The organism is Rothia sp. BD8, assembly GCF_044878465.1.
Classification (GTDB): Bacteria; Actinomycetota; Actinomycetes; order Actinomycetales; family Micrococcaceae; genus Rothia; species Rothia kristinae.
The window spans coordinates 1-21,015 of record NZ_JANJES010000014.1 but is presented as its reverse complement, the minus strand read 5'-3'; the positions used below and the strand labels follow the sequence as shown (position 1 = coordinate 21,015).

At 71.9% G+C, this 21,015-nt stretch carries 21 protein-coding genes; 2 read left to right on the top strand and 19 right to left on the bottom strand.

What is annotated here, in order from left to right; all coding sequences use genetic code 11:
• Positions 1-62: 62 nt before the first annotated feature.
• The 5 genes from NQ707_RS09570 to NQ707_RS09550 form a co-directional block, all read right to left on the bottom strand.
• A complete protein-coding gene (locus tag NQ707_RS09570; RefSeq protein ID WP_404435604.1) occupies positions 63-1,856 on the bottom strand; it encodes a DEAD/DEAH box helicase in 1,794 nt (597 codons plus the stop codon).
• A gap of 68 nt (positions 1,857-1,924) precedes the next feature.
• Complete coding sequence (locus NQ707_RS09565; RefSeq protein WP_081046080.1) at positions 1,925-2,251, bottom strand: DUF3039 domain-containing protein; 327 nt, start codon at positions 2,249-2,251, stop codon at positions 1,925-1,927.
• A gap of 46 nt (positions 2,252-2,297) precedes the next feature.
• Positions 2,298-3,887: a hypothetical protein gene (locus NQ707_RS09560; protein WP_404435602.1), complete on the bottom strand. Its 1,590-nt coding sequence runs from the start codon at positions 3,885-3,887 to the stop codon at positions 2,298-2,300.
• The gene (locus NQ707_RS09555) at positions 3,869-4,702 is read right to left on the bottom strand and encodes an ABC transporter ATP-binding protein (RefSeq protein WP_061225009.1); all 834 of its coding nucleotides are present in this window, start codon (positions 4,700-4,702) and stop codon (positions 3,869-3,871) included. Before NQ707_RS09555 ends, NQ707_RS09560 begins: the two co-directional genes overlap by 19 nt.
• A 15-nt stretch (positions 4,703-4,717) precedes the next feature.
• Complete coding sequence (locus NQ707_RS09550) at positions 4,718-5,689, bottom strand: co-chaperone YbbN (protein ID WP_404435600.1); 972 nt, start codon at positions 5,687-5,689, stop codon at positions 4,718-4,720.
• 229 nt (positions 5,690-5,918) lie between these two features.
• Between NQ707_RS09550 and NQ707_RS09545 the strand changes: the two genes are divergently transcribed.
• Positions 5,919-7,268, top strand: a complete 1,350-nt coding sequence (locus tag NQ707_RS09545) for an AI-2E family transporter (protein WP_404435598.1) — start codon at positions 5,919-5,921, stop codon at positions 7,266-7,268.
• A 15-nt stretch (positions 7,269-7,283) separates the two neighbouring features.
• On the opposite strand, the gene NQ707_RS09540 is transcribed toward NQ707_RS09545, so the two are convergent.
• Positions 7,284-7,616, bottom strand: a complete 333-nt coding sequence (locus NQ707_RS09540) for a hypothetical protein (RefSeq protein ID WP_061225082.1) — start codon at positions 7,614-7,616, stop codon at positions 7,284-7,286.
• A gap of 54 nt (positions 7,617-7,670) precedes the next feature.
• Here NQ707_RS09540 and nucS point away from each other — a divergent pair, with 54 nt between their 5' ends.
• The gene (nucS, locus tag NQ707_RS09535) at positions 7,671-8,366 is read left to right on the top strand and encodes an endonuclease NucS (RefSeq protein WP_061225011.1); all 696 of its coding nucleotides are present in this window, start codon (positions 7,671-7,673) and stop codon (positions 8,364-8,366) included.
• A 177-nt stretch (positions 8,367-8,543) separates the two neighbouring features.
• On the opposite strand, the gene NQ707_RS09530 is transcribed toward nucS, so the two are convergent.
• The 13 genes from NQ707_RS09530 to NQ707_RS09470 all read right to left on the bottom strand — a co-directional run bounded on the left by NQ707_RS09530 (position 8,544) and on the right by NQ707_RS09470 (position 20,850).
• Complete coding sequence (locus NQ707_RS09530) at positions 8,544-8,828, bottom strand: F0F1 ATP synthase subunit epsilon (RefSeq protein ID WP_404435595.1); 285 nt, start codon at positions 8,826-8,828, stop codon at positions 8,544-8,546.
• Between the two features lie 2 nt (positions 8,829-8,830).
• On the bottom strand, positions 8,831-10,294 hold the full coding sequence (gene atpD / locus NQ707_RS09525) for a F0F1 ATP synthase subunit beta (protein ID WP_144934746.1): 1,464 nt from the start codon (positions 10,292-10,294) through the stop codon (positions 8,831-8,833).
• Between the two features lie 44 nt (positions 10,295-10,338).
• Complete coding sequence (locus tag NQ707_RS09520; protein ID WP_404435593.1) at positions 10,339-11,265, bottom strand: F0F1 ATP synthase subunit gamma; 927 nt, start codon at positions 11,263-11,265, stop codon at positions 10,339-10,341.
• Between the two features lie 61 nt (positions 11,266-11,326).
• Positions 11,327-12,961: a F0F1 ATP synthase subunit alpha gene (atpA, locus tag NQ707_RS09515; protein WP_404435591.1), complete on the bottom strand. Its 1,635-nt coding sequence runs from the start codon at positions 12,959-12,961 to the stop codon at positions 11,327-11,329.
• Between the two features lie 137 nt (positions 12,962-13,098).
• A complete protein-coding gene (locus tag NQ707_RS09510) occupies positions 13,099-13,917 on the bottom strand; it encodes a F0F1 ATP synthase subunit delta (RefSeq protein ID WP_404435589.1) in 819 nt (272 codons plus the stop codon).
• A complete protein-coding gene (locus NQ707_RS09505) occupies positions 13,917-14,468 on the bottom strand; it encodes a F0F1 ATP synthase subunit B (protein WP_058730909.1) in 552 nt (183 codons plus the stop codon). Before NQ707_RS09505 ends, NQ707_RS09510 begins: the two co-directional genes overlap by 1 nt.
• A gap of 51 nt (positions 14,469-14,519) precedes the next feature.
• The gene (atpE, locus tag NQ707_RS09500; protein ID WP_058730908.1) at positions 14,520-14,723 is read right to left on the bottom strand and encodes an ATP synthase F0 subunit C; all 204 of its coding nucleotides are present in this window, start codon (positions 14,721-14,723) and stop codon (positions 14,520-14,522) included.
• A gap of 133 nt (positions 14,724-14,856) precedes the next feature.
• Positions 14,857-15,591, bottom strand: coding sequence for a F0F1 ATP synthase subunit A (gene atpB, locus NQ707_RS09495; protein ID WP_165590083.1), 735 nt, complete (start codon positions 15,589-15,591; stop codon positions 14,857-14,859).
• A 139-nt stretch (positions 15,592-15,730) separates the two neighbouring features.
• The gene (locus NQ707_RS09490) at positions 15,731-16,030 is read right to left on the bottom strand and encodes an AtpZ/AtpI family protein (protein WP_061225013.1); all 300 of its coding nucleotides are present in this window, start codon (positions 16,028-16,030) and stop codon (positions 15,731-15,733) included.
• A complete protein-coding gene (locus tag NQ707_RS09485; protein ID WP_061225014.1) occupies positions 16,027-16,503 on the bottom strand; it encodes a hypothetical protein in 477 nt (158 codons plus the stop codon). The genes NQ707_RS09490 and NQ707_RS09485 overlap by 4 nt, the downstream gene beginning before the upstream one ends.
• Positions 16,500-17,525 carry a glycosyltransferase family 4 protein gene (locus NQ707_RS09480; RefSeq protein WP_058730928.1) on the bottom strand — a complete coding sequence of 342 codons (1,026 nt, stop codon included), beginning with the start codon at positions 17,523-17,525 and terminating at the stop codon, positions 16,500-16,502. The genes NQ707_RS09485 and NQ707_RS09480 overlap by 4 nt, the downstream gene beginning before the upstream one ends.
• 5 nt (positions 17,526-17,530) lie before the next feature.
• On the bottom strand, positions 17,531-19,450 hold the full coding sequence (locus tag NQ707_RS09475; RefSeq protein ID WP_404435586.1) for a polysaccharide biosynthesis protein: 1,920 nt from the start codon (positions 19,448-19,450) through the stop codon (positions 17,531-17,533).
• Positions 19,447-20,850: a glycosyltransferase gene (locus NQ707_RS09470; protein WP_404435585.1), complete on the bottom strand. Its 1,404-nt coding sequence runs from the start codon at positions 20,848-20,850 to the stop codon at positions 19,447-19,449. Before NQ707_RS09470 ends, NQ707_RS09475 begins: the two co-directional genes overlap by 4 nt.
• Between the last annotated feature and the right edge of the window lie 165 nt (positions 20,851-21,015).

The following is a 21,015-nucleotide window of genomic DNA, read 5'->3' as shown; positions in this document are numbered from 1 at the left end:
ACGGGCGCCGGATCCATCGGCTCCCACCCGTCTCGAGCGCCGCCGGGGCTGCGGGCCGGGGCCTACCGGCGCCCCACGAACCAGTTCTGCAGCTTGTCGATCCGGGCCTGGATCTGCTCGGCGGTGGCCTGGGCCACCGGCGGGCCGCCGCACTCCCGGCGCAGCGCGTTGTGCACCGAGCCGTGCGGCTGCCCGGTGCGCGCGGCCCAGGCGGAGACGTTCTTCGCCAGCTTGTTCCGCAGCTCCTTGAGCCGCCGGTGATCCGGCACCGCCGGGGACTGCCGCGGCGGCTGAGCCGGTGCCCCCGCCCGGGAGCCGCGCTGGCGCTCCTGCAGCAGCGTGCCCACCTGCTCGGCGTCCAGCAGCCCCGGGATCCCCAGGAAGTCCTGGTCCTCCGCGCCGATCTCGAAGCCCTGGTAGTCCTGCCCGTCGTAGAGCACCCCGTGGAAGGCCGCCTGGGAGCCGATCGCCTCGAACCTGCCCGCGGCCAGAGCCGAGCTGGCCTTCTCCTCGCGGTTGGCCTCCTCCAGGGCCTCATCGTCCAGACCCTCGTCGGCGGCGATGATCGCCTCCTCGTCGGGCCGGGTGCCCAGGTCCAGGGCGTGGTCCCGCTCGGCCTCCATCTCCTGGGCCAGGGCCATCAGCAGCGGCACCGAGGGCAGGAACACCGAGGCCGTCTCCCCGCGACGCCGGGCCCGCACGAAGCGCCCGATGGCCTGGGCGAAGAACAGCGGGGTCGAGGTGGAGGTCGCGTACACGCCCACGGCCAGGCGCGGGACGTCCACCCCCTCGGAGACCATGCGCACCGCGACCATCCAGCGCTCCTGCTCGGAGGCGGAGAAGCGGTCGATCCGCTCGGAGGCGGTCTTGTCATCGGAGAGGATCAGGGCCGGCTTCTGCCCGGTGATCCTCTCCAGCCGCGCGGCGTAGGCGCGGGCGTCCTCGTGGTTGGAGGCGATCACCAGCCCGCCGGCATCGGGCACGGTGCGGCGCACCTCCGAGAGCCGCTGGTCCGCGGCCTGCAGGACCGCCGGGATCCACTGGCCCCGCGGGTCCAGGGCGGTGCGCCAGGCCTGGGCGGTGATGTCCTTGGTGAACCCCTCCCCCAGCTCGGCGGCCATCTCCTCGCCCTCGGCGGTGCGCCAGCGCATCTGCCCGGAGTAGGCCATGAAGATCACGGGGCGCACCACGTGGTCCTTCAGGGCCGGCCCGTACCCGTAGGAGTAGTCCGCCTGCGAGCGCAGCAGCCCCTCCTGGTCCTGCTCGTAGCGCACGAAGGGGATCTGGGAGGAGTCCGAGCGGAAGGGGGTGCCGGTCAGGGCCAGGCGCCGCTGCGCGGGCTCGAAGGCCTCGCGCAGCCCGTCCCCCCAGGACAGGGCGTCCCCGGCGTGGTGGATCTCGTCGAGGATCACCAGGGTGCGGGCGTTCTCGGTGCGGGCCCGGTGCAGCAGGGGCTTGTTGGCCACCTGCGCGTAGGTCAGGGCCACCCCGGAGAAGCCGCGGGCGTGGTGCCCGTCGGCGTTCTTGAAGTTCGGGTCGATCGCGATGCCCACGCGCGCGGCGGCGTCGGCCCACTGGGACTTCAGGTGATCCGTGGGGGCGACGACGGTCAGCCGGGACACGGTGCCCCGGTCCATCAGCTCCTTGGCCACCCGCAGGGCGAAGGTGGTCTTGCCGGCCCCCGGGGTGGCCACGGCCATGAAGTCCCGGGGCTGCTCGGCGAAGTACTTCTCCAGGGCCTCCTGCTGCCAGGCGCGCAGCTTGGGGGCGGTGCCCCACGCGGCCCGGTCCGGGTAGGCCGGCGGCAGGTCCGCTCCGGCGGCGAACAGGGACGGCTGCTCCGGATCGTCGGTCACTGCGGGGTCATCACTCCTGGTCGGGCCTCGGTCGGTCGGTGCGCGGAAGGAACGTCAAAGAGTGCGGGTCAGTCCTGGCCGCCGTCATCATCCTTGCCACCGCGCATGGACTCGTAGATCTCCTTGCACAGCGGGCACACGGGGAAGCGCTGCGGGTCCCGGCCCGGCGTCCACACCTTACCGCACAGGGCGATCACGGGTTCGCCGGTCATCGCCGACTCCATGATCTTCTCCTTGCGCACGTAGTGGGCGAAGCGCTCGTGGTCCCCGGGCTCGATGAGCTGGCGCTGCTCCTCCCGCTCGATGGTCGCGGCCCCGCCGGTGCGGGTGCCCTCCAGGGGCTCGGCGGTGTCCAGGATCTCCGGGGCGGTGCGCAGGGTGCTGGTGCTGATCATGCCCAGCATTCTACGCGCCCCGCCTCGCTCGACGGCAGCCGCCCGGTCAGCGGAACACGGAGACCTGCGCCAGCAGCTCCGGGGCCCGGGCGTCGTAGCGGCGCGCCCCCAGGCGCACCCCCAGGCCGAGCACCGCCAGGCCCAGTCCGATCCCGACCGCCAGGGCCACCCAGCCCAGCCATCCCAGCCCCGGGACCAGGCTGACCAGGTACAGGATGATCGCGAGCAGGTTCAGCGCGAGGCAGACCAGGGCCGCCAGGAGCATCCCCATCTTGGCCCCGGAGCCGGCCCCGCCGCCGGCCCGCTTGAACGGGGAGGCCCCCGGCGGCGGCACCGGAGCGGCCCACAGCGCCGAGGCCACCGCCCCGACGCCGGTGCCGATCAGGCAGAACCCGAGGCTGACCCCGAGGTTGGCCGGCACCTGCTCGGGGAAGCCCGCCAGCACGGTGCACGCCGCGGAGACCACCAGCGTCGCCGGCAGGTACACCCCGAGAACCCCCAGGGCCCGGCCCCAGCGATCCTGGCGCCCGGTCAGCGGGGCGAGCAGGTGCAGACTGAACGCGGAGTTGTCGTAGGCGGTCAGATAGCAGGCGATCGTGCAGGCCGTGAGCCCCGCGAAGGGTCCGGCCATCAGGGCCTGGGCGCCGTCCTGCAGCGTGGACAGCCCGGTGAACAGCACCGCGATGCCCAGCACCCCCAGGAGGCTGAAGGACATGCGGGGATCGCGCAGCAGATCCAGGCCCGTGCGCACGGCCACCGCGCTCACCGGGCCGCGGGCCAGGGCCAGGCCCGTGCCCGGCGCGCCGTCCTCGGCCCTGCGGGTGCGCCCCCGCTGCGCACCACCCGCGGACCCCGCGCCCACGGTGCGCAGCTCGCGGCGCAGCAGCGCACCCAGCAGCCACAGCCCGATCCCGAGGCCGAGCACGGGCAGGCACAGGCGCAGCGGAACCAGCGCCGAGGACCCCGCGGCGGCGTCGGCGACGGCGAGATACCCCGCGGACCAGGGGATCCAGCCCGCGACCCCGGCGGCCGCCTCCCGCGCCGACGGGCGCAGCAGGATCAGGCTCAGCAGACCGAACAGCAGACCGGAGAACATCAGCAGCACGTAGCCTAGGGCGGACAGCACCGTGGTCAGCCCCCGACGCCGGCGCAGTCGGCGCCCGCAGGCCGCCGCGATGCGCGCCCACACCAGGAAGCAGACGAAGCCGAGGACCCCGGCCACCAGGGACAGCAGCGCCTGCCCGGGCCCGTGGGCGGACAGCACCGGGGTGAGCATGCCCAGCAGGCTCAGCGGACCCAGCACCCCCACGAGGCTCGAGGCCACCTGCGCCAGCACGATGTCGCGCAGCCGCAGCGGATAGGGGCTGAGCAGCTCGGGGTCCAGGGTCTGGTCCTCGCTGGCCACCACCACCGGCACCAGCACCCAGACCAGGCCCAGCAGGGCACCCAGGCACGCGGCGATCTGCGCGGCGACCAGCGGACCCGCCTCCCGCAGGGCCAGGAACCCCGCGGCCGCGGCGAGCACCGCGCACCCGGCGATCACGAGGGAGACCACGGTTCCGGCCACGACCCAGCCGCTGCGGCGGAAGGAGGCGCGGAACAGGGCCCCCTTCAGGCTCAGGAGCCGCCCAACCATGAGATCCCCTCCGTCTGCGCGCGCCCGCCGACCAGCTCCACGAAGGTCTCCTCCAGGGAGCGCTCCCCGCGCACCTGATCCACGGTTCCGGCCGCCAGGATCCGCCCCTCGCCCATGATCGCGACGTGGTCGCATAGTCGCTGCACCAGGTCCATCACGTGGCTGGAGATCACCACGGTGCCGCCGCGCCGGACGAAGCCGGTGAGGATGTCCCGGATGTTGGCCGCCGAGACCGGGTCCACGGCCTCGAAGGGCTCATCCAGGACCAGCACCGAGGGGGCGTGCACCAGCGCCGAGGCCAGCGCGACCTTCTTGCGCATCCCCGCGGAGTAGTCCGCGACGGTGCGATCGGCGGCGTCGTGCAGGTCCAGGGCCACCAGCAGCTCCTGGGCCCGCTCGGCCACCAGGTCCCGGTCCAGGCCGTGCAGCAGCCCCGCGTAGGAGATCAGCTGGCGACCGCTGAGCCGGTCGAACAGGTGCACCCCGTCGGGCAGCACCCCCAGGGTGGCCTTGGCCCGCAGGGGCTCGGCCCACACGTCGGTGCCGCGCACCAGGGCGGTGCCGCCGTCCGGGCGCAGCAGGCCGGTGGCCATGGACAGGGTCGTGGTCTTCCCGGCGCCGTTGCGTCCGACGAGGCCGTACATGGATCCGGCCGGGATCTGCAGATCCACGCCGTGCACCACCTCGACGCCGTCGTAGACCTTGCGCAGGCCCCGCAGGGACAGGGCCGGGGCCGACGCCGCAGCGGCGGGGTCGGGGATGCCGGCGGCGGGCCCTGGAACCTCGGGTCCGGGGATGGGGGGCTCGGGGTTCATCGGTCGGGACCTCCTCTAGAACAGCGCCCGCATCAGGGCGGCCCGGGCGGAGACCACGCGCGGGTCCTCCGCTCCGACGACGTCGAACAGCTCCAGCATCCGCTCGCGCACGCGGGACTTCTCCTCGGGGGACGCGGCAGTGAACAGCTTCAGCAGCCGGGCGAAGGCATCCTCGACGTGCCCGCCGGCCACGTCCAGGTCCGCCACGGCCAGCTGCGCGTCCACCTCCTGCGGAACTTCGGCGGCCCGCTGACGCACGGCCTGGGCATCGGCGTCGGCCACACGGGCCAGCAGCCCCACCCGGGCCAGGCCGAGCTTGGCCTCCCGATCCCCCGGCTGCTCGCTCAGCGCCTGCTCGTAGGCGGCCCGGGCGCCGTCGTAGTCCTGTTCGGCCAGGGCATCCTGGGCCTTCTGGTGCAGCGGCGGCAGCGGCTTCTCGGCCGGGGCGCCCTTGGTGCCCACCGGTTCGAAGGAGCCGGTCAGCTGCGCCTGCTGGGCCAGCTGCAGGACCTGGCCCAGCACGGACTGCATCTGCTCCGGGGAGACGGGCTGGTCGAACAGCGGCGCCGGGCGTCCGCCGAGCATCGCGATCGCGGTCAGGGAGGTGGCCGCCTGCAGCGCCTGGGCGATCTCCGGGGACTGCTCGATGTCCGCGGCGGCCAGCAGCAGCCGTCCCTGCGCGGAGTCGATGAGCTGCTCCAGCTGCTCCACGTTGCGCACCGCCGCGGCGTCCGAGCCGCGGTACAGGGCGAAGATCACGGGGCCCTGCCCGGACAGCTGGGCGTACTGCTGGAACTGCTCGCCCGTGGTGATCTCCGCGCGGTAGCTCGGCTGGCCCTGCCCCTGCTCGGGGGCGGCGGCGCCGTCCTGGGTCCGCTGGGCCAGGTCCGGGGCGCGGCGGGCCGAGGCCGGGATCTGCGGTTCCTCGGCAGCGGCCGGTGTCCCGGGGCCGGAGGCCGCGGGGTGCGGCTCGGGGATGGTGGTCATCGAGGTGTCCTCTCTGCAGCGGGGGTGTCCCGCGGGGCACCGCGCTCGAACGGCCACGGCGCGCCCCGATCGGGATCCGGTGATCGGCGTTGCCGCCTCCAGTATGCCCACACCGGCGTCGGGCCGCCCGTCTCCCGGCCCCGTCCGTTCTCGGATCGCGCAATCGGCCGGGTTCGGCGCGGGTAGTCTCGAAGGATCACCGCCGTGCCGTCCGAAGAGGAGACGATCCGTGCCCGGTACCCCGCGTCCCGAGTCCCCGCGCCTGCGCCGCATCCTGGACCGGCTCCGCCTGGCCCACCGCTTCCAGGACCCCGGGCACGCAGAGTTCCCCGCCATCCCCGGGGCCAAGCCCCGCCCGCGCTTCGACATCCCGGAGGATCCCCGACCGGAAGCCCAGGCCCGCACCGACTCCGCTGCCCACCTGGACGAGGGGGTCCTGGGTGCCGCCGCGGCCCGCGACCGGCCCGGGGCCGACGCCGGCGCCGCTCCCTGGGCCACCGCGGGATCGACCCCGGAGCCTTCCGAGCCCGGCCTGTTCGCCCGCCCCGTGTACGCCGGATTCATGGCCACCGTGGGCGTCGGGATCGCCCTGCTGTGCTGGTACGTCGCGGTCAACGTCGGGGCGTTAGGCGGCTGGATCACCGGGGCCATGTTCATCGCCCTGGGCCTGGATCCGGCCGTGCGGGCCCTGGAGAAGCGGGGCCTGCCCCGCGGCGTCGGGGTCGCCGGGGTCCTCGTCGTGCTGGCGGGGCTGGTGGCCCTGCTGGCCACCGTCATCATCCCCGCGATCGCCGGGCAGGCGGTCTCCTTCGTCCAGTCCTTCCCGCAGAGCTTCCAGCGCTTCCTGGACTCGGACTTCGTGACCACCGTGGACCGGCAGTGGGGGGTGCGCGGGCGCGTGGAGGCCGAGGCGGAGCACATCGTGGACTCCGTGCTCAACGACCGCAACATCATCGGCGGCTTCCTCAACAGCCTGGTCAACGCCGGCTCCACGATCGCCCAGGTGATCACCGGGACGCTGGTCGTGCTCTTCCTGGCCCTGTACTTCCTCGCCTCCCTGCCGGTGATCAAGGCGTGGTTCGTGCGCCTGGCCCCGGCTTCCAAACGCGAGCGGGTGGGCGAGCTGACCGAGCGGATCACCACCTCGGTGGGCAACTACGTGCTGGGGCAGGCCTGCGTGGCGATCCTCAACGCGAGCTTCGCCCTGGTGCTCATGCTGATCCTGGGCCTGCCCTTCCCGATGCTCAACGCCTTCGTGGTCCTGCTGCTGGCCTTCGTGCCCCTGGTCGGCGGGGTGAGCGCCGGGATCCTGATGAGCGTCATCGCGCTGATGCAGGGCTGGCAGACGGCCCTGGTCTACGCCATCTGCTACTTCGGCTACCTGCAGGTGGAGGCGTACTTCATCTCCCCGCGCATCATGAAGCGGGCCGTGGCCGTGCCCGCGGCGGTCGCGGTGATCGCCGTCGCCGGGGGCGGGGCCCTGTGGGGAGTGCTCGGGGCGATCATCGCGATCCCCGTGGCCGCCTCGGGCCTGCTGCTGGTCCGGGAGGTCTTCGTCCCGCGCCAGGACGCCCGGTAGCCGCCGACGACCGCCTCAGCGGGTCTCCCAGCAGCGCAGGTGCCAGTGCCGGCGCTCCTCGATGCCCCGCTCGTCGCCGAACAGGTGGTCCGTGCGCCACACCACGCAGTGCGCCGTGCCCGGCGCGATGGGCCGGGTGCAGCCCGGGCAGGTGTAGGTCTTGCGCGCATTGACCGCCGGGATGAAGCGCACCGCCCAGGAGCCGAACCGATCCCGCTCCACCCGCGGGGCCGGCTCCAGGACCCGGGAGATGTCCCCGCCGCCCGGGGCGCTGCGCTGCCACTTGCTGGGTCCGGCCTTGCCGTGGCCCAGCTGGCGACGGGGGCGGGAGGAACGCGAGCGGGACATGGCCTCCATGGTGGCACATCCCCGAGGCCCCGCGCGCTTGTACAGTGGGAGACCGTGCGACTCGTCATTGCTGAATGCTCCGTGGACTACATCGGCCGGCTCAGGGCCCACCTGCCGCTGGCCCGGCGCCTGATCATGGTCAAGGCCGACGGCTCGGTGCTCATCCACTCCGACGGCGGCTCCTACAAACCCCTGAACTGGATGTCCCCGCCGGCCGCGGTGCACGTGCAGCACGCGGACGAGCACGAGTTCGACGACGATGCCGCGGAGGTCTGGACGGTCCAGGCCGCCAAGTCCGATGATCGCCTCATCATCCGGATCTACGCCAAGGAGCACGAGTCCTCCCACGAGCTCGGGGTGGACCCGGGACTGGTCAAAGACGGTGTGGAGGCGGACCTGCAGCGGCTGCTGGCCGAGCAGATCGACGTCTTGGGCCCCGGCTACGCGCTGATCCGCCGGGAGTACCCCACGGCGATCGGGCCCGTGGACATCCTCGCCCGGGACGGCGCCGGGCACACCGTGGCCGTGGAGCTCAAGCGGCGCGGGGACATCGACGGCGTCGAGCAGCTGAGCCGCTACCTCGAGCTGCTCAACCGCGATCCCCTGCTGGCCCCGGTGCGCGGGATCTACGCCGCCCAGCTGATCAAACCGCAAGCACGCACCCTGGCCGAGGACCGCGGCATCGGCTGCGTGACCCTGGACTACGACGCCCTGCGCGGGGTGGACGACGCCGAATCCCGGCTGTTCTGACCCGGCCCGTCCGCGCACCACACCGGCCGCCCGACCTCGTCCGCGCTGTCCCGGCCGGCCCATCCTCGAAGCGCTTCACCCCTCCCCGCGGCACGCATGAGGGCCCGGCGCCACTCCCCTTCCGGGGGTGGCGCCTGGCCCTCTGAACAGGGTCGGAACCGGGGCGGTGGCCCGGGCTCAGGCCGCGGAGCGCTCCTTATCGGCGTCGGAGGAGGACTTCGCGGCGATGACCACGCGGTTCTGCGCGACCGTCAGGAAGCCCTCCTGCAGCCGGGAGGTGTGCCGCTGCCCGTCGACCGGGTCGATGACCAGCTCGCCGTCCTCGGCCAGCAGCGCCATCGTGGCCACGTGCCCGGGCAGGATGCCCAGCTGGCCGTCGGCGGTGCGAGCCCGCACGTACTTCGCCTCCCCGCGCCACACGACGGTCTCGCGGGTGACGACCTCGACGTTGAGCACTGCCATGGCTACTTGCTCCCGCCCTCGGCCTTGATCTCGGCCCACTTCTTCTCGACGTCGTCCAGGCCGCCGACGTTGTAGAAGGCCTGCTCCGGGACGTGGTCCAGGTCGCCGTCGCAGATCGCGGTGAAGCCCTCGATGGTGTCCTTGATGGACACGGTCGAGCCCTCCACGCCGGTGAACTGCTTGGCGGTGTAGGTGTTCTGGGACAGGAACTGCTCGATGCGCCGGGCCCGGGAGACCGTGACCTTCTGCTCCTCGGACAGCTCGTCCACGCCGAGGATCGCGATGATGTCCTGCAGGTCCTTGTTCTCCTGCAGGATCGACTTCACGCGCACCGCGGTGTCGTAGTGCTCCTGGCCGATGTACTGCGGGTCCAGGATGCGCGAGGTCGAGGACAGCGGATCCACGGCCGGGTACAGACCGCGCGAGGCGATGTCACGGGACAGCTCGGTGGTCGCATCCAGGTGCGCGAAGGTCGTGGCCGGGGCCGGGTCGGTGTAGTCATCCGCGGGGACGTAGATCGCCTGCATCGAGGTGATGGAGTGCCCGCGGGTGGAGGTGATGCGCTCCTGCAGCAGACCCATCTCATCGGCCAGGTTCGGCTGGTAGCCCACCGCGGAGGGCATCCGGCCCAGCAGGGTGGAGACCTCGGAGCCGGCCTGGGTGAACCGGAAGATGTTGTCGATGAACAGCAGCACGTCCTGGTTCTGCACATCGCGGAAGTACTCCGCCATGGTCAGACCGGTCAGGGCCACGCGCAGACGGGTTCCCGGGGGCTCGTCCATCTGGCCGAACACCAGGGCGGTGTCCTTGAGCACCCCCGCCTCGGCCATCTCGACCCAGAGGTCGTTGCCCTCGCGGGTGCGCTCCCCGACGCCGGCGAACACCGAGGTGCCGCCGAAGTTGCGGGCCACGCGGGTGATCATCTCCTGGATGAGCACGGTCTTGCCCACGCCCGCACCGCCGAACAGGCCGATCTTGCCGCCGGAGATGTACGGGGTCAGCAGGTCCAGGACCTTGATGCCGGTCTCCAGCATCTGGGTGGAGCCCTCGAGCTGGGCGAAGTTCGGGGCCTTGCGGTGGATCGGCCAGTGGTCCTCGGCCTTGATCTCGTCGTTGTCCACATCCAGGGCATCGCCCAGGACGTTGAAGATGTGGCCCTTGACCGCATCGCCCACGGGCACGGAGATCGCGGCCCCGGTGTCCTGGACCGGGGTGCCGCGGACCAGGCCGTCGGTCTGCTGCAGGGAGATGGCCCGAACGAGGTTGTCGCCCAGGTGCAGGGCAACCTCGAAGGTCACCGTGCGGGTCTTCCCGCCGATGGTCAGCTCGGCGGTCAGGGCGTTGTAGATGTCCGGGATCTGGTTGGCGGGGAACTCGACGTCGACGACGGGCCCGATGACTCGGGCGACGCGACCGACGCCGCCCTGGGTCGATCCGCTGACCGACTCGGTGATGGTGGCAGTCATGTGATCACTTACCTCTTGGAACGTGCTGGGACGAAAAACGGTGGTTAGGACGCGAGGGAATCCGCGCCGGCGACGATCTCGGACAGCTCCTGGGTGATCTCCGCCTGGCGGGCGTTGTTCATCAGGCGCGTGTACTTCTTGACCAGCTCGTCGGCGTTGTCCCCGGCGGACTTCATGGCCCGCTGACGCGAGGCCAGCTCGGAGGCGGCGGCCTCCAGCAGGCAGGAGAAGATCCGGGTGGCGATGTAGCGGGGCAGCAGGGCGTCCAGGACCTCCTGGGCGCTGGGCTCGAAGTCGAAGCTGGGGGTCTGGGAGAAGTCCGCGTCGGCGACGTCGCCGCCGGGCAGGATCTCCTCGCCCAGCTCCTGGGCGTCGACGACCTTCAGCGGCAGCAGCCGCAGGATGCGGGCCTGCTGGGAGACCATGGACTCGAACTCGGTGTAGACGATGTGCAGATCGTCCACCCCGCCCTCGGCCGAATCCGCGTCGAAGCGCTCCAGGAGCGCGTCGCGGATCTGCACCGCGATCTCCACGTCGGGATTGTCGGTGTTGCCCGACCACACCTTCGCGTAGGGCCGCTCGCGGAAGTCGAAGTACTGCTTGGCCTTGCGGCCCACGAGGTACAGCTCCACCTCGCGCCCGTCCCGACGCAGCCGCTCGATCAGGCCCTCCGCCTTCTTCAGCACGTTGACGGAGTAGGACCCTGCCAGGCCGCGGTCGCTGGTCATGATGACCACGGCCGAGCGCCGCGAGGGCTTGTCGTCGTTGATCAGCGGGTGGCTGATCGAGGTCTGCGAGGCCACCGCGGCGACCGCGCGGGTCAGGGCGTCGGCGTAGGGTCCGGCCTTGTCCGAGCGGGTGCGGGCGCGGTTGATCCGCGAAGTCGCGATCATCTCCATCGCCTTGAAGATCTTCTTCATCGACGACGTCGAGGAGATCTTCTGGCGGTAGACCCTGATCTGGGCTCCCATAGAGCTTCCTTTCAGCCCCGAGGCGGGGCGGGCCGTCCAGCGGCCCGCTCCGCGTCAGGTCTCATCGCTTGACGATCTCTTCCTGGTCCACCTCGGAGCGATCCACCGGGGCGTGCTCCTCGTGGCCGGGCTGGATCCCGCCCCCGCGGGGGCCTTCGGCGGCGAAGTCGCGCTTGACCTCGGCCACCGCGGACTTCAGCGCCTCCACCGTGGCGTCCTCGAGCTTGCCGCTGGAGGCGATGTCGCTGAGCACGGAGGTGTTCCGGCGCAGGTGCTCCAGGAACCGCTGCTCGAACTCCAGGACGTCGGAGACCTCCAGGTCATCCAGGTGGCCGTTGGTGCCAGCCCAGATGGCGGCGACCTGGTCCTCGACGTTGTACGGGGTGTACTGCGGCTGGCGCAGCAGCTCCGTCAGGCGGGCGCCGCGGGTCAGCTGGCGGCGGGAGGCCTCATCCAGGTCCGAGGCGAACATCGCGAAAGCCTGCATGGACCGGTACTGGGCCAGGTCCAGCTTCAGCGTTCCGGAGACCTTCTTCATCGCCTTGATCTGCGCCGCACCGCCCACGCGGGACACGGACACGCCCACGTCCACGGCGGGACGCTGGTTGGCGTTGAACAGGTCCGACTGAAGGAAGATCTGCCCGTCGGTGATGGAGATGACGTTGGTCGGGATGAACGCGGAGACGTCGTTGGCCTTGGTCTCGATGATCGGCAGGCCGGTCATCGAGCCCGCGCCGAGCTCGTCGGAGAGCTTGGCGCAGCGCTCCAGCAGGCGGGAGTGCAGGTAGAACACATCGCCCGGGTACGCCTCGCGTCCCGGCGGACGGCGCAGCAGCAGGGACACGGCGCGGTAGGCCTCGGCCTGCTTGGACAGGTCGTCGAAGATGATCAGGACGTGCTTGCCGCCGTACATCCAGTGCTGCCCGATCGCGGACCCGGCGTAGGGGGCCAGGTACTTGAAGCCCGCGGCGTCGGAGGCCGGGGAGGCCACGATCGTGGTGTACTCCAGGGCGCCGTTGTCCTCCAGGGTCTGGCGCACCGAGGCGATCGTGGAGGCCTTCTGACCCACGGCCACGTAGATGCAGCGCACCTGCTTCTCCGGGTCCCCGGTCTCCCAGTTCTCCTTCTGGTTCAGGATCGTGTCGATCCCGATGGCGGTCTTGCCGGTCTGGCGGTCGCCGATGATCAGCTGGCGCTGGCCGCGCCCGATCGGGATCATCGCGTCGATGGCCTTCAGCCCGGTCTGCAGCGGCTCATGCACCGACTTGCGCTGGGTCACGCCCGGGGCCTGCAGCTCCAGGGCGCGGCGGCCCTCGGACTCGATGGGCCCGAGGTCGTCGATCGGGTGGCCCAGGGGGTCCACCACGCGACCGAGGAAGGCGTCGCCGACCGGCACGGAGAGGACCTCCCCGGTGCGGTGCACCTCCTGGCCCTCCTCGACGCCGGTGAAGTCGCCCAGCACGATCGCGCCGATGTCGCGGGTGTCCAGGTTCTGCGCCAGGCCGAGGGTGCCGTCCTCGAAGCGCAGCAGCTCGTTGGCCATGACGGAGGGAAGCCCCTCCACTCGGGCGATGCCGTCGCCCGCGCTGGTCACGCGCCCGACCTCGACCCGGTCGGTCTCACCGGGCTCGTAGGACGCCGCGAATTCGTTCAGCGCGCTGCGGACATCATCGGCATTGATGGTCAGATCCGCCATCTCGTGTCCCTGCTCTCCTGTAGTCGTGGATCGATCCGCCGCGGCGGAGGATCCGTGTGGTCTGTCGGGTGGGGGCCGGTGCGGCCCGCCTCATCGGCGGGTCCGCGGGCCTCCCGTGTCGGAAGGTGGTCGATGCGTCAGGACGCGGTCACGGTGCGATCCAGGTCCGCCAGCCGAGCCGTCATCGACCCGTCGATGACCTCGTCCCCGACCTGGACCTTGAGTCCGCCCAGGATCTGCGGGTCCACGACGACGTCGAGGGTCAGCTCCCGGCCGTAGACCCGAGACAGGGCCCGGGCCAGGCGCTGGCGCCGGGACTCATCCAGGGGGTGGCTGACGGTGACCTTGGCGATGGAGCGGCGCATCAGATGCACGAGGGCATCGGCGAAGCGCTGGGCCACCGCGTCCGGGGCCTGCCCGCGCGGGTGAGCCGCGGCCTGGTCGATCAGCAGCCGCGCCTCCTCCGAGCGCACCGGGCAGATCCGCTCGGCCAGGCGGCGTCGAGCCTCCTCGCCCGCGCGGGCATCCGTCAGCGCGGACTGGATCCGCGGATCCTCCTGCACGACGGCGACGAAGCGCAGCAGATCCTCGGCGACCTCGGTGACGGCCTCCTGACCACCGCGGCGCGCGGCCACGGCGGCCGCGGCGACGGCCCCCAGGTGCTCGAGCGCATCGGCGAGATCGCGTTCGGCGCTCCAGCGCAGCCGGGCGGCGTAGGCCACCAGCTCGCGCACCACCGGGTAGACCCTGCCCTCCAGGACGGTCGCGGCGATGCCGCGGCGCTGCTCGGGCTGACGCGAGGGATCCGTCAGACCCCGGCGCAGGGCTCCGTCGGCGTCCAGGACGCCGACCACGGAGAACAGCTCCTCCGCCGTCGTGGTGCTGGCATCCGCGGCCCAGCGCTGGTCGAAGGCCTCGACCAGATCCCGCAGGGACTGCCCCGATGCGCCGGCCATCAGCGGCTCACTCCCGCGTTGCGCTGCTGAGAGGCCTCCAGATCAGCCAGGAAGCGGTCGACCACCCGGTTGGAGCGGGCGTCGTCCTCGAGGGACTCCCCGACGATCTTGCCCGCAAGATCCGTGGCCAGGCTGCCGACCTCGGTGCGCAGGGAGACCATGGCGGCCGAGCGCTCGGCCTCGATGGTCCGCTGCGCGCTCTCGGTGATGCGCGCGGCCTCGGCGTTGGCGCGCTCCTTGAACTCGGCGAGGATCTTCTCGCCCTCCTCGCGGGCGTCCTCGCGGATCTTCTGGGCCTCCAGGCGCGCGGACTCCAGCTGCTGGCTGTACTCCTCGCGGGCGGCGGCCGCCTCGGCCTGGGCCTTCTCGGCCTTCTTCAGACCGCCCTCGATGGCCTCGGTGCGGTCCTGGTAGATCTTCTCGAAGGCCGGGACGATGTACTTCCAGACGATGTACAGCAGGATGAAGAACCCGAGCAGCGCGACGACGATCTCCCAGACGTCCGGGAGGAGGATGTTGTTGCCCTCCTCCGCGGCCATGAGATCAGACATGTGGGTGTCTCCTGTTCTTAGACGGTTCGGCTCTGAAGCGCAGCCGGAGGGCTACTTGATCAGGGCCAGAACGAAGCCCAGGATGGCCAGGGCCTCGACCACGGCGAAGCCGAGGAACAGCATGGGCTGCAGCACGCGCTGGGACTCCGGCTGGCGAGCCACGGAGGTCATGTACGCGGCGAAGATCAGGCCGACGCCGATGCCGCCGCCGATCGCTGCCAGACCGAAGCCGATGACGCTGAGCGAACCTACCATGGGATGTTTCCTTTCATCGTGCCCGGGAACGGGTGCCGGGCGCTGGTGCCGCAAGCGGCGGGTACGTAGGGGCGGGAAGACCGGATCCGCTCCGGCGGATTCCCGCAGACCGGCGCGCGAAGCGCCGGAAGTCTTAGTGGGCCTCGGCCACGGAGCCCTGGATGTACACGGCGAACAGCAGGGTGAAGACGTAGGCCTGGATCACCTGGATCATCAGCTCCAGGAAGTACAGGAACAGCCCGAACACCGCCGCGAAGGGCGCCGTCAGCCAGCCGCCGACCCCGCCCTCGGTGAGCAGGAAGCCCAGCATGTACGCGGCGATCATCAGCGCCAGGTGCCCGGCGAACATCGTCGCGAACAGACGCAGGGAGTGGGTCATCGGCCGGATGATCAAGTTGGAGAGGAACTCCAGCGGGATCAGGATGATGTAGAAGGGCCACGGCACGCCGGAGGGCATGGTCATGGACTTGAAGAACCCGCCCAGGCCCTTGTTCCTGATGCCCACGGCCACCCAGAAGATGTAGGCGAAGCCGGCCATCGCGTAGGCCGCGCCGATGTGGGAGAAGGCCGGCAGCTGGATGAAGGGGATCGAGCCCCAGAGGTTGTTCACCAGGATGAAGAAGAAGGAGGTGAACAGCACCGGCACGAAGGGCTTGAACTGGTGGGCCCCGATCAGGTCCCGGCCGAGGGAGTTGCGCACGAAGCCGTAGCCGGCCTCCCCCACGAACTGCATCCGCCCCGGGACCATCGCGTGCTTGCGGGCCGCGGCCAGGAAGAACGCGGCGACGACGACGACCGAGAGGAGCACCAGCAGGGTCTGCTTGCCGAAGTCGAAGCTGCCGACGTGGAAGAACGGGGCGAGATGCATGTCCTCGACCGTGGGCGGTTCGAAGGCCGCGAGAACGAGCCCGGTATCCAGCACTGCGGATCCTTTCAGCAGGTACGGCGTGGTGTCAGGGCACGCGACGGCGAGGACCTCGACACTTGATTGATGTTCACCACTGCGGTCACGGCTGGCGCCCGGGGGCGTCGTCGTCCGTGGGCCGCATGTGCAGGTAGACCAGGTAGATGCCGGCGCAGGCTCCCACGCCGGCGCCGAGCCACACGATCCAACGCGTGCCCAGCAGGTGGTCCGCTCCCCAGCCTACCAAACTCCAGAACCCGGTGCCGATCACCAGGTAGATCAGCGTCATGAAGGCCCCGGCGATCCCGCCCTGGCGCACCAGGTCCCCGGCGCTGCGCAGATCCTCCGAGCTGCGCGGCACCAGCGGCGGCTCCTGCGGCTCCGACTGCGATGCGTTCCTCATGCTCGACCCTCCCGTTCCGGATCACCACGATATCCCCGAGGGGTGCCCGCCGGTGCGAAGTACGGGATCCGCAGCCGCCGCACAGCAATCACCTCGGCCGCCAGCATCAGCACCACCCCGAGCACCGCACCGGCCAGGAACCAGCCGCGGGATCCCTCCTGCGGCCACGGGACGACCAGCAGCAGCGCCCCGGCCAGCAGGACCTTGACGGGGTAGGCGATCAGCAGGGCGGCCGCGGCCCGACTGCCCTGCTCGCCCACCAGCCGCACCAGCGCCCAGCTCGCGGCGACGGCCAGCAGCACGATTCCCCCGCCCGCGAGGGCGGAGACCGCGGCCTCGCTGCCGCCGAGCAGCAGCCCCGCCGCGGCCAGGACCAGGCTGCCCGCGGCGACGTCGCCCAGGGCCGCCAGGGCGGCGTCGGCCAGCGGGGTGCGGCTCTGGCGGGGTGTGCGGTGCCAGATCGGCGCCCTCACGCGGATTCCCCGCGGGCGCGCGCCGGGCGCAGCCTGGTCAGCAGCGTCGGCAGGCTCAGGTACAGCCCCAGGATGGCCACGGCCCCCGCTCCGGTTGCGGCGGCCGCGGGCCGGCTCAGATCCAGGGACCAGATGCTCAGCGCGGACACGGCCGCGGTCGCGGCGGTCACAACCGCCGCCGAGCCCAGGTGGGACAGCCCCAGATCCGTCAGCCGCTGGTAGACGTGCTGCCGGTGGGGGCGATACCACGGCTCCCCGCGGCGAATCCGCCGCAGCAGCGTGGTGCCGGTGTCGGCGAGATAGACCAGCAGCGGGCCCAGCAGGTACTCCACGTAGACCCCAGACAGGAAGGCCCCGACGGCGCAGCAGGCCAGGGAGCCGCCGAGGAAGTAGGAGCCGGTGTCCCCCAGGAAGACCCGCGAGCCCCAGAGGTTCCAGGGCAGGAAGGCCAGGTAGGCCCCGGCGATCGCGCTGGCCGCGACCACCAGCCAGGGGTGGTCCGTGACCCACCCGGCGTAGGCGTAGAAGACCCCCGCGGTCAGCCCGTGCAGACCGGAGATCCCGTTGATCCCATCCATGAAGTTCGCGACGTTGATGTAGCCGGCCACCGCGAGCACCCCCACCGGGATCCACCAGTAGCCGGTGCCCAGCACGAGGGTCAGGCCCAGCGTGACCGCCAGGCCGATCAGCAGCTGGGCGGCCGCCCGGACCCGCACCGAGACCCCGGCGGAGTCCTCCCGCCAGCCCAGCACTCCGCACGCGACCATCCCGGTCAGCACCACGAGCATCACCGAGCGGTCCACCGGCACCAGGCCCAGGACCAGGCCGGCCAGCGCCCCCAGCAGGGCGGCCGCGGCGGTGGCAAGACCCATCCCGCGCAGGGTCGGCACCGCGTGGGAGGAGCGCTCCCCCGGCATGTCCAGCACGCCCAGGCGGCGCAGCAGCGGCAGGACGGCCAGGGGCAGCACGGCCCCCAGCACCAGCCCGAGGCCGCCGGGCAGCAGGATCAGCGATGGCTGCATCGGGATCACCGCCGCGGCGCGTCCGCGGCCGGAGCCCCCGGGCCCGGAGGCTCCGTGTCCGGCCCGGAGGCGGCGTCGTCGAGCTCGGTGCGCGGGGCGGGCGGATCCAGCACGGGCAGCTCCTGGGTCACGGGCATGTTGCCGCGCAGCTTCCACTCGTGGCGATCCAGGCGCCGCGGGTCCAGCTGCGGGGAGTCCGTGTGGGAGATCTGCGGGTGGCCGCGGTGCACGCCGCGCTCCCCGTCCCCGATCAGCTCCTCGTGCAGCTTCTCCCCCGGACGCAGGCCGGTGATCTCGATGCTCACATCGTGGCGCCCGCTCATCTCGATCAGGTGCCGGGCGATGTCGTAGATGCGCACCGGCTGGCCCATGTCCAGGATCAGCACCTCCCCGGGCTGACCGATCGCCCCGGCCTGGATGACCAGCTGGCAGGCCTCCGGGATGGTCATGAAGTAGCGGGTGGCCTCCCGGTCCGTGACGGTCACCGGGCCCCCGCGGCGGATCTGCTCGGTGAACAGCGGGAGCATGGACCCGCGGGAGCCGAAGACGTTGCCGAAGCGCACCGAGGTGTAGCGTCCGTCGGCGTGCCGGGACATCCAGGCGGTCATCTTCTCGGCCATCCGCTTGGAGTGGCCCAGCACCGTGGTGGGGTTGGCCGCCTTGTCCGTGGAGACGTTCACGAAGACCTCCACGCCCACCTCCGCGGCGACCTGCAGGACGTTGCGCGAGCCCAGGACGTTGGTCTTCCACGCCTCGTCCGGGTACTGCTCCAGCAGCGAGACGTGCTTCAGGGCCGCGGCGTGGAAGACCACCTGGGGACGGCGCTGGCGGAAGATCCGGCGCAGCGCCTCCTCGTCGCGGATGTCGGCCAGCACCGTGTCCGGCCCGTCCAGCAGGCCCCGGCCGGTGATGGAGATCTGGGTGGCCTGCACGTTGGACTCGTCGCGGTCGAGCATGATCAGCTCCCGCGGGGCGAAGTGGGTGATCTGCCGACACAGCTCCGAGCCGATCGACCCGCCCGCGCCGGTGACCAGCACGCGCTTGTCCGTGAGGTAGCGGGCGATGCCCTCCACGTTGATGTCCACGGGTCGGTGCCCGACGATGTCCTCCAGGCGGATGTCGCGCAGATCCAGCGCCCGCCGCGCGGAGGCGCCGAACATGTCCTTCAGCGGCGGGGCGGTGAGGATGCGCACCTGGGCATCACCGAGCTCCTCGCGGATCCGGTGCATCAGCTCGGGGTCCGGGTCGGCCATCGCGATGATGAGCACCTGGGCCCGCTCCCGGCGCAGCACCGCCGGCAGATCGGTGAGGTTCCCGGCCACCGGCACGGAGCTGATGCGCAGGTGCTTCTTGGCCGGGTCGTCGTCGATGATCGCGACCGGCAGGTACGGGGAGTCCTTGTCCTGCAGCATCTGGGTGACCAGGGTGTTGCCGAGGAAGCCGGCCCCGTACACGACGGCGTGCGGAGCGTGCTCGCTGGGCTTGGACTTGGATTCGACGTACATGCGCTTGAGGTAGCGCACCGCCGCCATGAACAGCCAGGCGAAGGGGAAGGCGATCAGGCCGATGGAGCGGGGCATGTGCAGCCACACCCCGAGGATCAGCAGGAAGGCCTGCACCACGATCGTGACCACGAGGGTGACCAGGATGAGGGCCTTGGCCTCGTCGAAGCTGCCGAAGCTGTAGCGCCCCCGATACAGGCCGAACAGGGCGCCGGCGATCATCTGCGCGACCACCGCGAGCACCACCACGGCGATCAGACCGGGCACGTGCACGAGACCGTAATCCATCTCGTAGCGCAGGAACAGCCCCAGCAGCACCGCCACGATCCACGCGGCGGAGTCCAGGAGCATCTGCGTCCACAGCCACGCCCGGGGCCGCTCGTAGGCGACCGCCGCCTCCGATGACGTTCCCGTCCCGGTCATGCCGGCTGCTCCCTTCCCTCGGTGGCCGGCCCCTGACCGCCGCGCAGTCCGCGCCGCGTGCGACCGGAGCCGATGAGGGCGCGGAAGGCGCGGATGCGCCATGCCCTCGGAATGACACGGTACCCGCCGCGCACGACGACGTTGCGCAGCGCGGTGGCCGGGCCGATGTGCCCGGCCTCGCGCAGATGCCGCTGCAGCAGCAGCTCCCGGCGCAGCGCCCCCATTCCCCCGCGGCGATCCCAGGCCGCGGCGCCGGCGCGGTAGACCACGAGCGGTTCGGGCAGGTTGCCCAGCCGGTCTCCGCGGGCCAGCAGACGCATCCACAGGGCGTAGTCCTCGGCCCCCGGGACCTCCTCGTAGCCGCCGACCTCGCGCACCGCCTCGGCGTCGAAGACCACGGTCGGGTGCGCGAGGGGGTTGCGAAGCCGCGCCGCGCGCCGGATCCGCCGGGGATCGGTCTCCATGCGCCGCTCGGCCTCGATCCGGGTCAGGCTCGCATCGGCCTCGCGCAGGCCGGCCCCGAGCACCGTGTACCGCCCCTCGACCACCGGCGGCACCTGACGGGCGAAGCGCTCGGGCAGCGAGACGTCATCGGCATCGGCCCGGGCGACCACCCGATGGGTGCACGCTGACAGCCCCTCGTTGAGCGTGCTCGGCAGACCGCGGTGCTCGGTCCGCTGCAGGACGACGACGTCGATCCCCGCCTCCCGCGCCCGGGCCGTGGCCTCGCGGATGACCGCATGCAGGTCCTCGGGCAGCGCGCCGTCCTCGGCCAGGACCAGCTGGGAGGGGCGCAGGCGCTGCTCGAAGAGGTTGGACTCCAGGGCCCGGCGCAGACCCTCCGCGGTGTCTCCGCGGTAGACCGGCATCAGCACCGAGAAAACCTCATCCTCCACCTGAGCTTGTGGGTCAACCTCGGGTTCACGTTCGCCGGGCACCGCGTGTCGGCGCAGGTCGTAGCAGCCGCGCAGGACCTCGTCGGTCGGGCGCGGGGCCCGCAGCGCGTCGCGCACGCCCCGCAGCAGGCGCCCCGCCACGACGCGCCGATCCGAGGCCCCGCGGAAGGTGCGCAGCCACAGCCGCAGCGTCGCCCCGAAGTACAGGACCTTCTCCCACGGCGCCAGCGAGGCGCTGCGGGTGAACACCCACAGCTTGTTGCGCACGTCGAAGTAGAACCGCGGGCCCGGATCCGCATCCGTGGTCCCGAAGGTCTTGGTCCGGTGCACGGCCACGGAGGCGGGGGCCTGCACCGCGTCGCGGAAGCGGGCCAGGCGCGTGGAGTACTCGAAGTCGTCGTTCCAGATGAAGTACTCGGCCAGGGGCAGCCCGGTGCGGCGCATCGGCGTCGCGTCCATGAGCAGGGAGACGAAGGAGCCCGAGCGGATCGTGCGCGCCCCCACCCGCGGGGGCCCCCCCCCCCCCGGCCCGCCCGGGGGGGGGGCCGCCCCCCCGGGGGGGGGGGGGGGGGGGCGCCCCCCCCCGCCCCCCCCCCCCCCCGCCCGCCCCCCGCCGCCGGACTCCCCCCGATGCCGGGGGCCCGGCAGGGCAACCGCCCCGGGGGCCAC

What these genes read in the sequence shown, in the direction of transcription:
- NQ707_RS09555 (WP_061225009.1), bottom strand. Translation starts at nt 4,702, where the DNA reads ATGAACCCCGAGCCCCCCATCCCCGGACCCGAGGTTCCAGGGCCCGCC.
- NQ707_RS09565 (WP_081046080.1), bottom strand. Translation starts at nt 2,251, where the DNA reads ATGATCAGCACCAGCACCCTGCGCACCGCCCCGGAGATCCTGGACACC.
- NQ707_RS09505 (WP_058730909.1), bottom strand. Translation starts at nt 14,468, where the DNA reads ATGTCTGATCTCATGGCCGCGGAGGAGGGCAACAACATCCTCCTCCCG.
- NQ707_RS09480 (WP_058730928.1), bottom strand. Translation starts at nt 17,525, where the DNA reads ATGCAGCCATCGCTGATCCTGCTGCCCGGCGGCCTCGGGCTGGTGCTG.
- NQ707_RS09530 (WP_404435595.1), bottom strand. Translation starts at nt 8,828, where the DNA reads ATGGCAGTGCTCAACGTCGAGGTCGTCACCCGCGAGACCGTCGTGTGG.
- NQ707_RS09490 (WP_061225013.1), bottom strand. Translation starts at nt 16,030, where the DNA reads ATGAGGAACGCATCGCAGTCGGAGCCGCAGGAGCCGCCGCTGGTGCCG.
- NQ707_RS09520 (WP_404435593.1), bottom strand. Translation starts at nt 11,265, where the DNA reads ATGGGAGCCCAGATCAGGGTCTACCGCCAGAAGATCTCCTCGACGTCG.
- atpB (WP_165590083.1), bottom strand. Translation starts at nt 15,591, where the DNA reads ATGCATCTCGCCCCGTTCTTCCACGTCGGCAGCTTCGACTTCGGCAAG.
- atpA (WP_404435591.1), bottom strand. Translation starts at nt 12,961, where the DNA reads ATGGCGGATCTGACCATCAATGCCGATGATGTCCGCAGCGCGCTGAAC.
- NQ707_RS09540 (WP_061225082.1), bottom strand. Translation starts at nt 7,616, where the DNA reads ATGTCCCGCTCGCGTTCCTCCCGCCCCCGTCGCCAGCTGGGCCACGGC.
- atpD (WP_144934746.1), bottom strand. Translation starts at nt 10,294, where the DNA reads ATGACTGCCACCATCACCGAGTCGGTCAGCGGATCGACCCAGGGCGGC.
- atpE (WP_058730908.1), bottom strand. Translation starts at nt 14,723, where the DNA reads ATGGTAGGTTCGCTCAGCGTCATCGGCTTCGGTCTGGCAGCGATCGGC.
- NQ707_RS09475 (WP_404435586.1), bottom strand. Translation starts at nt 19,450, where the DNA reads ATGACCGGGACGGGAACGTCATCGGAGGCGGCGGTCGCCTACGAGCGG.
- NQ707_RS09510 (WP_404435589.1), bottom strand. Translation starts at nt 13,917, where the DNA reads ATGGCCGGCGCATCGGGGCAGTCCCTGCGGGATCTGGTCGAGGCCTTC.
- NQ707_RS09560 (WP_404435602.1), bottom strand. Translation starts at nt 3,887, where the DNA reads ATGGTTGGGCGGCTCCTGAGCCTGAAGGGGGCCCTGTTCCGCGCCTCC.
- NQ707_RS09550 (WP_404435600.1), bottom strand. Translation starts at nt 5,689, where the DNA reads ATGACCACCATCCCCGAGCCGCACCCCGCGGCCTCCGGCCCCGGGACA.